14 protein-coding genes and 1 pseudogene are annotated in these 12,708 nt (G+C 34.8%); 1 reads left to right on the top strand and 14 read right to left on the bottom strand.

Annotation, left to right across the window (positions count from 1 at the left end):
* Nucleotides 1-107: 107 nt before the first annotated feature.
* From FNE73_RS04145 to FNE73_RS04085, 13 genes and pseudogenes are all read right to left on the bottom strand, one after another.
* Complete coding sequence (locus tag FNE73_RS04145; RefSeq protein ID WP_143883501.1) at nucleotides 108-1,025, bottom strand: acyltransferase family protein; 918 nt, start codon at nucleotides 1,023-1,025, stop codon at nucleotides 108-110.
* A gap of 328 nt (nucleotides 1,026-1,353) precedes the next feature.
* Complete coding sequence (locus FNE73_RS04140) at nucleotides 1,354-2,766, bottom strand: MBL fold metallo-hydrolase (protein WP_143883500.1); 1,413 nt, start codon at nucleotides 2,764-2,766, stop codon at nucleotides 1,354-1,356.
* 514 nt (nucleotides 2,767-3,280) lie between these two features.
* On the bottom strand, nucleotides 3,281-3,913 hold the full coding sequence (locus FNE73_RS04135; RefSeq protein ID WP_143883499.1) for a Crp/Fnr family transcriptional regulator: 633 nt from the start codon (nucleotides 3,911-3,913) through the stop codon (nucleotides 3,281-3,283).
* Between the two features lie 178 nt (nucleotides 3,914-4,091).
* Nucleotides 4,092-4,700: a TlpA family protein disulfide reductase gene (locus tag FNE73_RS04130; protein ID WP_143883498.1), complete on the bottom strand. Its 609-nt coding sequence runs from the start codon at nucleotides 4,698-4,700 to the stop codon at nucleotides 4,092-4,094.
* 4 nt (nucleotides 4,701-4,704) lie between these two features.
* The gene (locus FNE73_RS04125) at nucleotides 4,705-5,415 is read right to left on the bottom strand and encodes a thioredoxin domain-containing protein (RefSeq protein WP_143883497.1); all 711 of its coding nucleotides are present in this window, start codon (nucleotides 5,413-5,415) and stop codon (nucleotides 4,705-4,707) included.
* Nucleotides 5,416-5,712 (bottom strand): thioredoxin, encoded by a 297-nt coding sequence (gene trxA, locus FNE73_RS04120; protein WP_143883496.1) that lies wholly within the window; start codon nucleotides 5,710-5,712, stop codon nucleotides 5,416-5,418.
* A 12-nt stretch (nucleotides 5,713-5,724) separates the two neighbouring features.
* Complete coding sequence (locus tag FNE73_RS04115; protein ID WP_143883495.1) at nucleotides 5,725-5,958, bottom strand: hypothetical protein; 234 nt, start codon at nucleotides 5,956-5,958, stop codon at nucleotides 5,725-5,727.
* Between the two features lie 8 nt (nucleotides 5,959-5,966).
* On the bottom strand, nucleotides 5,967-6,578 hold the full coding sequence (locus FNE73_RS04110) for a class I SAM-dependent methyltransferase (protein WP_143883494.1): 612 nt from the start codon (nucleotides 6,576-6,578) through the stop codon (nucleotides 5,967-5,969).
* Nucleotides 6,578-6,892: a rhodanese-like domain-containing protein gene (locus tag FNE73_RS04105; protein ID WP_143883493.1), complete on the bottom strand. Its 315-nt coding sequence runs from the start codon at nucleotides 6,890-6,892 to the stop codon at nucleotides 6,578-6,580. The genes FNE73_RS04110 and FNE73_RS04105 overlap by 1 nt, the downstream gene beginning before the upstream one ends.
* Nucleotide 6,893: 1 nt before the next feature.
* Nucleotides 6,894-8,285, bottom strand: a complete 1,392-nt coding sequence (locus FNE73_RS04100) for an MBL fold metallo-hydrolase (protein ID WP_143883492.1) — start codon at nucleotides 8,283-8,285, stop codon at nucleotides 6,894-6,896.
* Nucleotides 8,286-8,382: 97 nt separating this feature from the next.
* Nucleotides 8,383-8,865, bottom strand: a complete 483-nt coding sequence (locus FNE73_RS04095; protein WP_143883491.1) for a DUF6691 family protein — start codon at nucleotides 8,863-8,865, stop codon at nucleotides 8,383-8,385.
* Nucleotides 8,866-8,876: 11 nt separating this feature from the next.
* Nucleotides 8,877-9,440 carry a YeeE/YedE family protein gene (locus tag FNE73_RS04090; RefSeq protein ID WP_143883490.1) on the bottom strand — a complete coding sequence of 188 codons (564 nt, stop codon included), beginning with the start codon at nucleotides 9,438-9,440 and terminating at the stop codon, nucleotides 8,877-8,879.
* A 198-nt stretch (nucleotides 9,441-9,638) separates the two neighbouring features.
* Nucleotides 9,639-10,434: pseudogene (locus FNE73_RS04085) on the bottom strand (sulfite exporter TauE/SafE family protein).
* Between the two features lie 439 nt (nucleotides 10,435-10,873).
* Between FNE73_RS04085 and FNE73_RS04080 the strand changes: the two are divergent.
* On the top strand, nucleotides 10,874-12,088 hold the full coding sequence (locus tag FNE73_RS04080) for a hypothetical protein (protein ID WP_143883489.1): 1,215 nt from the start codon (nucleotides 10,874-10,876) through the stop codon (nucleotides 12,086-12,088).
* Between the two features lie 72 nt (nucleotides 12,089-12,160).
* Here the strand turns inward: FNE73_RS04080 and FNE73_RS04075 are convergent, their stop codons facing one another.
* On the bottom strand, nucleotides 12,161-12,679 hold the full coding sequence (locus tag FNE73_RS04075; protein ID WP_143883488.1) for a DUF2911 domain-containing protein: 519 nt from the start codon (nucleotides 12,677-12,679) through the stop codon (nucleotides 12,161-12,163).
* Between the last annotated feature and the right edge of the window lie 29 nt (nucleotides 12,680-12,708).

Genomic DNA, 12,708 nt, shown 5'->3' with positions numbered 1-12,708 from the left:
ATAAATATATAAAAGACCGGAATTTCTGTTTCGGTCTTTTTTTATGGATAATCGTTTTCTTTTTTATTAATATGTAATCTCTTGTTAAGCAGGCTTCGGTTATTTAATCATAATAAATATTTGATTCTTTTATTGATTAAGACCAATCCTAAACTTACCGGAATAAGAACCACAATAAAAATTAAAACCCTGTAAGATTCTATTTTGGAGAACCATTCAGATTTCATCAGAAAAGGATGTACAAAATAAATAGCTGTAGATAATGTTGCTAAAATTTTTGAACTGCTTTTGATATATTTTTCCTGTCCGTACAAAAACAGAACGGGACTTATTAAAAAAAGCGACAGCAGAATATCGGTGCTTTCTTTACTGATGTTATTATAGTTAAAATACGCTTCAGCAATCACCAAAACACAGGAAAGAACTACCACGAGTGTGGAACTTTTGACTTGTGAAAGGTTTATTTTTTCTTTATGAATTAAAAAACCAATACTTAAAAATGGTAAACAGACAAACAGAAAATTACGGTATATTAAATAATTATTAAGTAAAGAATCATTTTCCTTATCGAAGTAATGAAGATTACCCAAAACCTGAATGATATAACCTGTGATAAACAAGCCCAGAGCAATACTCAATAAAAAAGCAGAAGGGCTTTTTCTCAAAAGATAAAGTATAATTCCTGAAAAAAAAGTTCCTATGAGATACCACAAATGATGATATCCGAAAATAATAGTAAGAAGAACATTCTCACTGCTTTTCCAGAAAGAATAATACACCGCCATCCAGATAATGTACAGAACAAATGTCCTGAAAAGCCATTTTTTAAGCTTTTTTGTATCATCAATGTGAAAAAAATAAAACCCTGTAATAATTAAAAAAACAGGAACAGCCACCCTGAAAAGTCCGTTAACCAAAACATAGCTCAAGGCCGGATTGCTCTCTTTAAGGAAATTCATGTGCAGAAAGACAACAAAAAAAGCAAGAATAATTTTAAGTACATCTATTGATAAATTTCTGCCCATATATCTGGAATAAATATCTGCAAATTTGCGAAAAATTATTCTATGATATTAAAAAAGTAATACTTCTATCAAAAGTCCTTTAAACACTATGAAAATGGTTTTTTCGATGTTTTTCTCTAACATTGATGATGTATTAAATCATTATTAATTTTAAGATATTATTGTACCTGTAAATTGAATTTAAATCGCAAAAGAAACAGAAGACAAACTATTGATTTTTAAATAAAAAATATGAAATACAAAATGAAAATTTTTAAATATTCCCATTTCTTTCGGCTTATGATTTACTTTAATGAAGATAAATCTTCTGTATCTTTTGCGATTTAATTTATTTTAAAACTTTACTTTGACAAACAAAATCACTTTTCGGAAGTTCTGTTTTGGAAATTTCGTTAAATCCGCCTTCTATTTCTGTAAAATTTCTGTAACCTCTTGCTTGTAGAATACTTGCTGCCATCATGCTTCTGTAACCTCCTGCACAATGCAGATAAAAATGTTCTTCCGGATTGATATGATGTATCCAATTATTGATATAAGCTAAAGGTTTGTTGTATGCTCCATCTAAGTGTTCTGCATTATACTCACTTTCTTTTCTCACATCAATGATGTTGACTTCTTTTTCTTTAATTTCATCCTCCAATTGTTGTGCTGAAATTCTTTTTACGAAATCGGTTTCTTTTCCGCTATTTTTCCACGCTCCAAATCCGCCTTTTAAAAATCCAAGAACATTATCGAATCCTACACGACTTAATCGGGTCACAGTTTCCTCTTCTTCATTTTTATTGGTTATGAGAAGAATTGGCTGTTTCACATCCACAATCAAAGCGCCGACCCAAGGTGCAAAATCTCCGTTCAGACCGATATTAACGGATTGCGGAACAAATCCCCTCGCAAAATCTTCATCATTTCTCACGTCTAACACCAAAGCTCCGGAATGTGCTGCCGTTTCTTCAAATTCATCTGGAGAAAGTGCTTGCAAACCTTTGGATAATACCTCATCAAAATTGTCATAGCCTTTTTTATTCATTGCCACGTTCATCCCGAAGTAAGCAGGTGGCGGAAGAAGTCCGTCTGTAACCGCTTTGATGAAACTTTGCTTATCTTTCTGATTGAGCGCATAATTGGTTTTCTTTTGATTTCCTAATGAATCTACCGTTTCTTTCTGCATATTTTTCCCGCATGCTGAACCTGCTCCGTGAGCCGGATAAACGGTAATATTATCATCAAGTGGCAAAATTTTCTGATACAAACTATCGTATAGTAAACCAGCCAGTTCTTCCTGTGTCATGTTGGCTGCTTTCTGAGCCAAATCGGGACGGCCTACATCTCCTAAAAATAAAGTATCTCCACTAAATAATGCTTTCTCTTTGCCATATTCGTCAATAAGAAGAAATGATGAACTTTCCATTGTATGACCAGGTGTATGAAGAACTTTTATGGTGATATTTCCGATCTCAAAAACCTGATTATCCTCTGCAACAATGGCTTCAAATTCTGGTTTTGCAGTCGGTCCATAAACGATAGGTGCTGTTGTTTTTCTGCTTAAATCCAAATGTCCGCTTACAAAATCTGCATGAAAATGTGTTTCAAAAATATATTTAAGAGTAACATCATCTTTTTTCAATCTTTCAATATAAGGCTGCGTTTCTCTTAATGGATCTATAATTGCTGCTTCACCATTTGAAACGATATAATATGCACCTTGTGCAAGACATCCTGTATAAATCTGTTCTATTTTCATTTTTTATGATTTTAAATTTTAATTATTTTTCTGATACAAATTTCTGAGTTTGAGATTTTATATACCGCTACTTTTGTTACATAAAAGACTTCTATTTTTTAAAATTTGCCAGAGTTTTTGACTTTCGTTGTTTTAAGTTCATAAAGCAGATAATCTTTATAAAAGAACTATTAATTAATTTTCATTATGCTGGGCAATATTGATGCTTTTTAATACTGAATCTTTCGCAATCCTGCATGAATAGTTCTCTATTTATAAAGTAAAACGGAAAAAACGGGAACACAGACTGGATTTTTTAGAATAGACAATAACAGGAATAATCATAAGTCGTACTAAGCCTATCTAAAAGTGATGTCGCTAAAACACGTCTAACAAAAAATATAAACAAAAAATAGGAAAGCTAATAATATTTCCGCTACCGCAAATTAAGCCAAATAAAATTTCTATTGAAGCCGAGGCGATGTACCCGAAATTGAATTTCGGAAAGATATATTGCTAATTTGTTACAGAAAGTCTAAGGATTACCTGAAAGCGTGATTTTATTTCGTCCGAGCATAAGTTTCCCTGAATCCTCAAGCTGTTTGAGGAGTCTTGAAACAACAACTCTTGCCGTACCGAGTTCGTTGGCAAGTTGTTCGTGGGTGACATTAATGGTTTTTGAATTAAGATTCTCAGATTTTTTATGAAGAAGATTCAATAATCTTTCATCTACTTTTTTGAATGCAATAGCGTTGATAATATCCAACAGTTCTTCAAACCTTTTATGATAGAGTCTGAAAATATAATCCAGCCATTCCGGATATTCTTTGATAAAGAGCGAAACTTTATCAACAGGCAGAAAAAGAATTTCCGTATCTTCTTCTACTTCGGCTTTTACGATGCTTTTTTCATTGTGCATACCACCAAGAAAAGACATGATGCAGCTTTCCCCTGCTTTGATGTAATACAAGAGAATTTCGCGTCCGTCTTCTTCCGTACGAATGACTTTCATCATCCCTTTCATCACAATAGGAATGGAACGGATAGATGAATTTTCATCTAAAATTACATCTCCTTCCTGATAGGTTTTTGTTACTCCATACTTATAGAGTTTTTCAAGCAATTCAGGTGAAGAAGTGAATTCTGAAGCAAGTATGGAGGGCTGCATGTTTTATAGTAATGTATTTAATTAAAAAATCTCTGACACAAAAATAGTTAATATTGACTTATAAATAAATTTAAATATGAACCCTTGCGAATTACAGATTCACAAACGGTTTTATCTTGGGGAAAAACTTGTGAAGGCGATCAGGAAAACAGACAAAATCATTACTTTTATCATATTGTCAAAGATGTTCATTTAAAAGTTGATCAATCTCTTTATAGAAAGAATCTTTGCTGTAATCTGCCATTCCTGCGTGATGCATCCTGATTTTTCCCGATTTATCCAAAACTACCGTCGTAGGAAGTGAGCCATTAAAAAATGAAGACGGAATAGAACCTTCCGGAACTAAAAATGGCACTGTAAACTGTTCTTTTTCGAGATACATTTTACCTACAGCAGGCTTTTCATCCAAATTTACCGTTAGAAAAACCAAATCTTTATTTGATTTATATTGATTGTAAAACTTCTGAATTGATGGAAATTCCGCCCGGCAAGGCGGACACCACGATGCCCAAAAATTAATGAAAGCCACTTTTCCTTTGAGTTCAGAAGTATTGATAACTTCTCCTTTTTCGTTTCTGATGCTGAAATTTTCAGTGATGGCTAAAGAACTCGACTCAGAACTTGGTTCTGCTTTCTTTTTTTCAATCTTTGAATTCAGAAGACCAGTTGAAATAATCTGTCTCATCAGCCAGGCTTTTGCATCCGGACTTACCAGCAATACGATAAATACTAGAACCAGAATCGTTGTACTCCAGTTTTTCCGAAACCATATTTTAAATTTTTCCAAATTATCAATTTTTTATCTGTAGCAATTGCGCTTTTACCTGCTCTTCGCCGGCAAAACCCAGGTTATCCCAGACTAACTGATCATTTTTATAAAGTTTTAAAACAGGAAGTGCAGAAACATTTAATGTTTTGCAAAGTTCTGTATTTTCATCAGCATTAATTCTGATAATTTTCACCTTATCAGGCATTTCGGTGGACATTTTCGTAAGATACGGCTCCATTTTTTTGCACGGAGCACACCATTCTGCATAGAAATCTACCAAAACCGGCGTATCGCTTTTCAGCAATTCATGGTATTGAGAAAGGCTCATTCCTGCGGAAGTAGAAGCCTTGATTTCCGGAAGATTTGCATTTCTCCATTTCATCATTCCGCCCTGCATTTCATACACATTTTTAAAACCCATCTCCTGAAGTTTTGCCGCTGCAGCCGTACTTCTAGGTCCGCTCATACAGTACAGAAAAACAGGTTTCTCTTTGTCTAAAGCTTTTGCTTTTTCAGCGAAATCATCGGCATTCCAGTCGATGTTCATTGCGTTTTTCAAATGTCCGTTCCAGAATTCTCCCGGTGTTCTCACATCTACCAACTGTGCATCTTTGGTCTGGTTTAATTTTTTAGAAAATTCTGTAGCAGAAAGATTGCTTTCGCCATTATTCTGAGCTTTTCCACAACCTGTCAATAGGATGACAAAAAATAAAACGATTAGGTTTTTATACATTTAGATGTTTTGTTTAATTAATCTTTCCAGTTCATCTGCCTGAAAAACACCAGATTGTTTCCATTTCACTTCACCTTTTTTAAAAATCATCAGAGTCGGAACACTTCTGATTCCAAACTGTACAGCAATTGCCTGATTTTTATCAATGTCAATTTTAACGATACTTGCTGCATCTCCTATATTTTTTTTGAGATCCTGAAGAATGGGAGCCTGCATTTTGCACGGACCGCACCATTCTGCAAAGAAATCTACCAATACGGGTTTCTCCTGACTGATTAGTTCCTGAAATTTATTCATTTTTCTCAATTTTTATTTAATTTCCTCATAATGTACTTCATCACTGCTGTTTTTTGGATCACGAGTTGATACCGAACAATTTACCGCAGCACAACAGCCGATATTCAATAATGGCATTACCACAAAAACTGTTCCGACAGCTACTAAAATCCACATTCCAGATTGTACGGCTTCTACTACAAGGAAAACTCCCATTGCCAAACGAAGCAGTCTTACAAAGTTCCAGTTTTTAAATAAATTATCCATACTTTTCTTTATTTTTTTGTACCAAATAAGCGTACAACCGAAGCTTTTCCCTGATGATAAGCACCTTCATTCAGTACGGTTTCGGAAATATATGCTTCCTGAAAATCGAAATCTAAAAAATCAGCTTTCAATTCCTCCAGATCATAAAGCATTTCCAAATTTTTTGGTCCGCCTGCATTTAGATTTTCGTCTTGAAATTTAGAATGCTCTTTACTGAAACCTTCCAGAATAATTTTACCGCCTTTCTTCACGAGCGATGAAAACCGTCTGTGCAAATCCCGTCTAAATGTTTCAGGAAAATGGGCAAATACCATTACTAAAAGGTCAAAACTTTCTTTTTCATAACTTATTGTATCTGCCGAAACCGTTGTATAATTTATTTTCATAGATTTCTTTTCAGCAAGTTTCATCGCTTTCTTTTTGCCTTCTTCACTTTGGTCAAAAGCTTCGACTTCAAAACCCTGAGTTGCGGCGTATACAGCATTCCTGCCCTCTCCTTCAGCAGAAAAAAGAGCTTTTCCGGGAGTGAGTTCAGCCAATTTTTCCTCAAAATAGACATTAGGCTGATCTCCGTACACAAAATCCGACTGGCGGTATCTTTCATCCCAAAAATCTTTCATTATTGTTCCAAAAGTTTGATCATATTCTGTACACTGCCACCGTTGAGAACATTTGTGAATCCGTTTCGTTCCAATGTGCCTTTTGCCATTGCGCTGCGATTTCCGCTTCTGCAGAAAACGATGATATTTTTCTTGTTCCTGAACTTGGAAATCTGATCTTTCAGAACATCCAAAGGAATATTAACAGCTCCTTCTGCACTTCCCGAAGCAAATTCTCCGGTCGTTCTTACATCTACCAAAAAAGCGCCTTCTTCCAACGCTTTGTCCAGTGCTGCATTGTCTTTTTTTCCGAATAACATTGATAAAATATCCATCTTAATTTTTTATAGGGTTCGCTTTTTCCATCCATTCTTTCATTCCGCCGGAGAAATTTTTCACGTACTCAAAACCGTTTTTCTTCAGTAGAGAATAGGCAATCGCCGCTCTGTCGCCACTTTGGCAATGAATTACGATTGGCTTTTCACGGGAAATTTTATCCAGATTATCCACTAAAGTTCCCACAAAGACATTCTCAGCATTTTCAATACGTCCTGCGTCATATTCGGTTTTATTTCTTACATCAACCACCTGAATATCATCTCTGTTCAGATATGATTTGAAATCTTCAATATCAATAATATCAGCAGTCTGTAACTCAAATTCCAAACTTTCCACATCATCAATATAGCCCATCATCTGATCCATCCCGATTCTCATTAGTTTTCGGGTAAGATCTTCCATTTGTTCTTCGTGCGCAACTAAAATAAACGACTCAGAATAATTGACCATCCATCCCATCCAGGTAGAAAACGAATTATTACCCTGAATATTAATGCTGTTTGGTATAAAACCATCGGCAAAATCTGCTTTATTTCTCGTGTCTATAATTTTAACACCGTTTTGATAAGCTTTCAAAAATTCTTCTTTGGAAAGTTTTGGATGTTTTGGAACTTCTGTCAATAAAGGTCTATCCACTTTGTTGAGTTTCTTCATCATTGCGAAGTATTTCGGAGGTTCCGGCTGTCCTTCCAACAGGTATTCTACAAAACCATCCTCGTCTTCTTCATACTGAAAAGCCCAGTTTCTGATTTTTTCATATCCCACAGTAGAACTCGGAACTGCGCCTAAAGCTTTTCCGCAAGCCGAACCTGCACCGTGTCCTGGCCACACCTGAATAAATTCCGGCAACTTGCTAAAATTCTGAACAGAATGAAACATTTCTTTCGCTCCTTTTTCCTGAGTTCCGGTAATTCCTGCTGCTTTTTCCAATAGATCTGGTCTTCCAATATCGCCGACGAAAACAAAATCTCCCGTGAAAATCATTACCGGTTCGTCCGTTGCAGGATGATCGGTCAATAAAAAGCTGATGCTTTCCGGCGTATGTCCCGGCGTGTGAATGACTTTTAAAGTTAAATTTCCGACTTTGATAGTGTCTCCATTGGTTAATCCGATATGCGGAAACTGATATTGCCAATCTTCCCCACCTTCATCCGAAAGATACATTTTAGCTCCCGTTACTTCTGCAAGTTCTCTGGAACCCGACAAAAAATCGGCGTGAATGTGGGTTTCGGAAATGTGTGTGATTGTCAGATTATTTTCTTTGGCAATCTGAAGATAGGTGTCAATATCTCTTTTGGCATCAATAACAATGGCTTCGCCTTTTGCCTGACATCCGATTAAATAACTTGCCTGCGCAAGGCTTTTATCATAAATATGCTGAAAAAACATAATGTAATCTTTTAGGGTTATACTTTTTTAATTTTATAGTACAAATTTCGGGTTTTGCACAATGCTATACCGCTACTTTTGTTACATAAGTGCAGAATCAATGGGGCAATTTATCCCTCAAATATCCATAGACCCAAGTTCCGAAAATAGCACTAAGCAAAGTAACCACAACTGCCAAAGCACCTGTTCCGATCTGTGCGAAAAGCGGTCCCGGACAAGCACCTGTCATTGCCCAGCCAAATCCAAAAATCAGCCCTCCATAGATTTGACCTTTATTGAATTTTTTCGATGCGATAGAGATCTTCTCTCCATAAATTGTTTTAATATTGAACTTTTTAATGATGAAAACCGAAATCATCGCTGTTAATACTGCACTTCCTATCACACCATACATAAAAAACGATTGCAGACGAAACATTTCCTGAATCCTGAACCAACTGATGATCTCTGCTTTTACAAATACAATCCCGAATAGAATACCCACTACAAGGTATTTCAGATTGTAATACCATTGGTGCGTCAGATGACTTTCGTTGGTACAAACGCTGTCCTGATGACGTATATCTTTTTCTGTTGCCATTTTTTTTAAAATTAAAGTGAAAGAATTATCGGCAAAATAACATTCGCCATTAAAAAACCGCCTGCCATAAAGCATATTGTCGCAATAAGCGATGGTAACTGCAGATTTGCCAATCCCATAATGGCGTGTCCGCTGGTACAACCACCTGCATAACGGGTTCCAAAACCTACCAAAAATCCGCCGACAACCATTGTAATGAAACCTTTAAGCGTTAAAAGACTCGCAAAATTCATCAGCTGAACAGGAACGAGATTGCTGTAATCGGTAATGCCGTAAGTTGCAAGTTCGGTTTTCAGATTTGTATTGACCGTTATTTCTCCGGGGTTCATCAAAAATTGAGATGCGATAATGCCGCCCAGCAAAATGCCGAGGACAAAAAATAAATTCCAGAGTTCTTTTTTCCAGTCGTATTTGAAAAAGCCGATGTTGGCAGGAATGCAGGCTGCACAAATATGCCTTAGAGATGAACTGATTCCGAAAGATTTGTTGCCCAAAATGAGCAAAGCCGGTACGGTAAGCCCGATTAACGGTCCGGCAACATACCACGGCCAGGGTTGTTTTATGATTTCTACCATTGTTATTGATTATTATATTACAAAATTATATTTTTAGAATTTGCTGCTCCGCTATTTTTGTTACAGAAGTTTGATATTATGTTATTCTTTACCAGAAAACGAATCTCTTGCAGCCCGGCCTGAGTGGAGCTCTTTTTGTGCAGCGGAGCGGAACAAAAAAGCGGGAACGGAGGACGGAAATAGCTGCCCAAAAAATAATTAGAGAAAAACTTCTTTTACGATGATGTAAATTCCCATTACGAGAATAAACCATCCAAAAGCCGGTTTCAGTTTTTTTTCCGTCAATCTTTTTGGATAATTGTGATCCTATAATGATCCCGACAATAGCGATAGATGATACTGTTGCAAGTAATTTCCAGTCTATGGCAACATTGTGCATTGAGGTAAAAAAACCGATAAGGGAATTGAGGGAAATGATGACAAGCGATGTTCCGATAGCAACTTTCATCGGGGTTTTGAGAAGATTAACAAGAGCGGGAATGATCATAAATCCGCCTCCTGCTCCGACTAAGCCTGTCAAGATTCCTACAACCGAACCTTCTCCTGCTGCCAAAATCGCGCTGTTTTTATTAGAATGAACTGCTTCGATGTGTAACTCCGTGCTTTTCTGAATCATTTTATAGGAAGCGAGAATCATTAATCCCGCAAAAATCAAAAGAAGAAAAATATCTTTGGTTACCACAAAAGCTCTGATGGTAAAAACCTCATCGGGAATCAACGGAAGAATATAATTTCTGGTCAGAAATATTGAAATAATAGAAGGAATCCCAAAAACTAAAGCGGTTTTTATATTGACCAATCCTTTTTTGAAGTAGGAAACGGAACCAACCATACTGCTGATCCCGACAATAAAAAGTGAATATTCTGTAGCCAGAAAAGCGTCTAATCCGAAAAGATAAACCAAAACGGGAACGGTGAGAATACTTCCACCTCCACCGATTAAACCTAATGAAATGCCTATTAAAACCGAAGCGATATATCCAAAAACTTCCATATTCTCAACTTTATGATGCAAAGTTGAACATATCGGAAAAGCTGTACCGCTACTTTTGTTACATAAGAACTAAAGTTTGTTTTGAAAGTAATTTTATTCTTCCGAAATCTTGTTAAAAATTCGCTTACGTCAAGATTCATCATCAATAAGTTCTTTCAAATATACAATTTCAGATGGGATTTCATAGGTATAGATTGTAGTATAGTTTCATTGTGTTTGAAAGATTGATTATAAAATAAATTTGGGAGTTTGATGAATGTTGAGCTTTTGTTTTATTAAAAATTTCAGGGAAAATACTGATTTACAATCGTGTAATGATTTTTATTTTTGCTACTTGCGGTAAACCGTAATCAAATAATAATATCCATATGTAAATTTGAATATTACAAAACTTACTTTACTATCTATCTGAAAATTAGAAATTTAAAAAAATCAACTAATGGAAACAAAAAAACGATCTATATTAAAACTAGATATTCCTAAATCTGATAAAGGGATATTAATTAGAGATCTATTTAAATTATTAATTTCAACAGATGAAACAGCAAGTCAGATTAAAGAAGTGCTAATTAAACAATTTGAACAAGATGAATTCATTCCGATTCCAGGAGCTTATACTCTTGTCAATTCTCAAATTGTTCAAAACAAAAGTTATATCAAAAAAGATTTAATTTCTAGTATTGAAAACATTTCTTTCTATTCGGATAACAATTTCACAATTAACTTTAATAATATTACTGATCGAGAAAAATTTGAAGGAAATATAACACTTACAACATATCCAAAATATTCTGCGCAACGTGATTTTTTTGGAAGCTTGTTCAGCATGGATAAATATGCAAAAAAACTTATAGATAAAGGTTTTAAGAAAATTGTTGAAACAAATCTTGAGTTGTTAAAGGCACAAAAGATCAAAGACAAAAAATATAGATTAATACATTATAAGCCTGACAACAATTACTATTTACGTGCTATCGTTTCGACTGATAATTACCATGATTACAACAATTCAATTGCTGTAGTTATTGCGCTGTTGACACTTTATAAGGAAGTAAAATCTTCTGGAATTGCTTATGCTCTTAAATTATGCGAATATAACGAATCAAATATCAGAATGTTTTTTGATACAACTGTCGAAAAAGAACTTGAAGGAATCGGAAATGTAAGAAATATCGTTGAGATTTCAAATGATGAAATTAAAAGAGAAGCATTACGTTTTTCAGGTGTCTGCACAATTGTTTATGATGTTAACAAGAAAAAAAATGAAATTTATATTAAGCCAAGAGATATAAAGTCAAAAATTCTAACAATTAAGCATAATCAAAAACCAGCAAATGGATTAAAGAGTCTTGCTGATTTTGAAAATGTAGATAATGTACATAAGGAACTTTATGAAGATATTAAGACAATAAAAAAGATCAAGGACACGGAACAAATAAAATTCTTAATTCGTAGAAAAATCGATAATGCTAAAAATGAAGATATTAAAAAATTTAGAGTATCTATCCTAAATGAATTAACAAAAACTACGACGAAAAACATTCTTGATCTCTTACATCTTTTCAATAATATCCAAGTTTTAGCAAATGAAGATATAGAAGCTTCCGAATATTTAAGATATGTAATTTATGAAGCTTTAATAAATAGAAAATAAAATCTTCGTTTTCGCTTGAAGTTCAAAAAAAAAATCCCGGACAACCGGGATTTTAAACTTTCAAATATAAATTTACTTAATCTCTACAGGAACAGAAACTTTATCCCAATCCACAGTAAATCCATTTTTATTTATTTTGTAAACCAGAGCTTCTTGTTTTGCAGGCAGCGCTTTTGTTTTTACGTCTACACGCAAAGCATCTTTTGCCTGTTCGTATTTATAAGAACCCCATTGTTTTGGCTCTTTGTTGAAAATGGCAGTCCATACTCCTCTTTCTTTAGGAATTAAGAAAAAACTGTATTTCCCTGCAGGTAACTTTTTACCCTGAACGGTAATGTCTTTATCTGTTTCAAAAGTAGTAGCTTCATTCGCTCCCGCACGCCAAACCTGATCATAAGCAACCAAATCTCCCCATATTTTACGGTCTTTCACAGACGGACTGCTGTAAGCAATGGTGATGTTGGCATCTTTAATTTTTCCTGTAGCCGTCATTGCCGGACTCGCAGGTTTTTTCGTCTCCTGTGCAAATGCATTTACAGAAAGCGTCATGGCAGCCACAAGAACGGTAGCAGATTTAAAAATTGTTTTCATACTATTTTTTTGTTTGTTAATTTAATTGT

This window comes from Chryseobacterium binzhouense (assembly GCF_007474545.1).
Lineage (GTDB): Bacteria > Bacteroidota > Bacteroidia > Flavobacteriales > Weeksellaceae > Chryseobacterium > Chryseobacterium binzhouense.
Note: the sequence above shows the minus strand (reverse complement) of the source record. Positions and strands in the feature narration are given on the sequence as shown.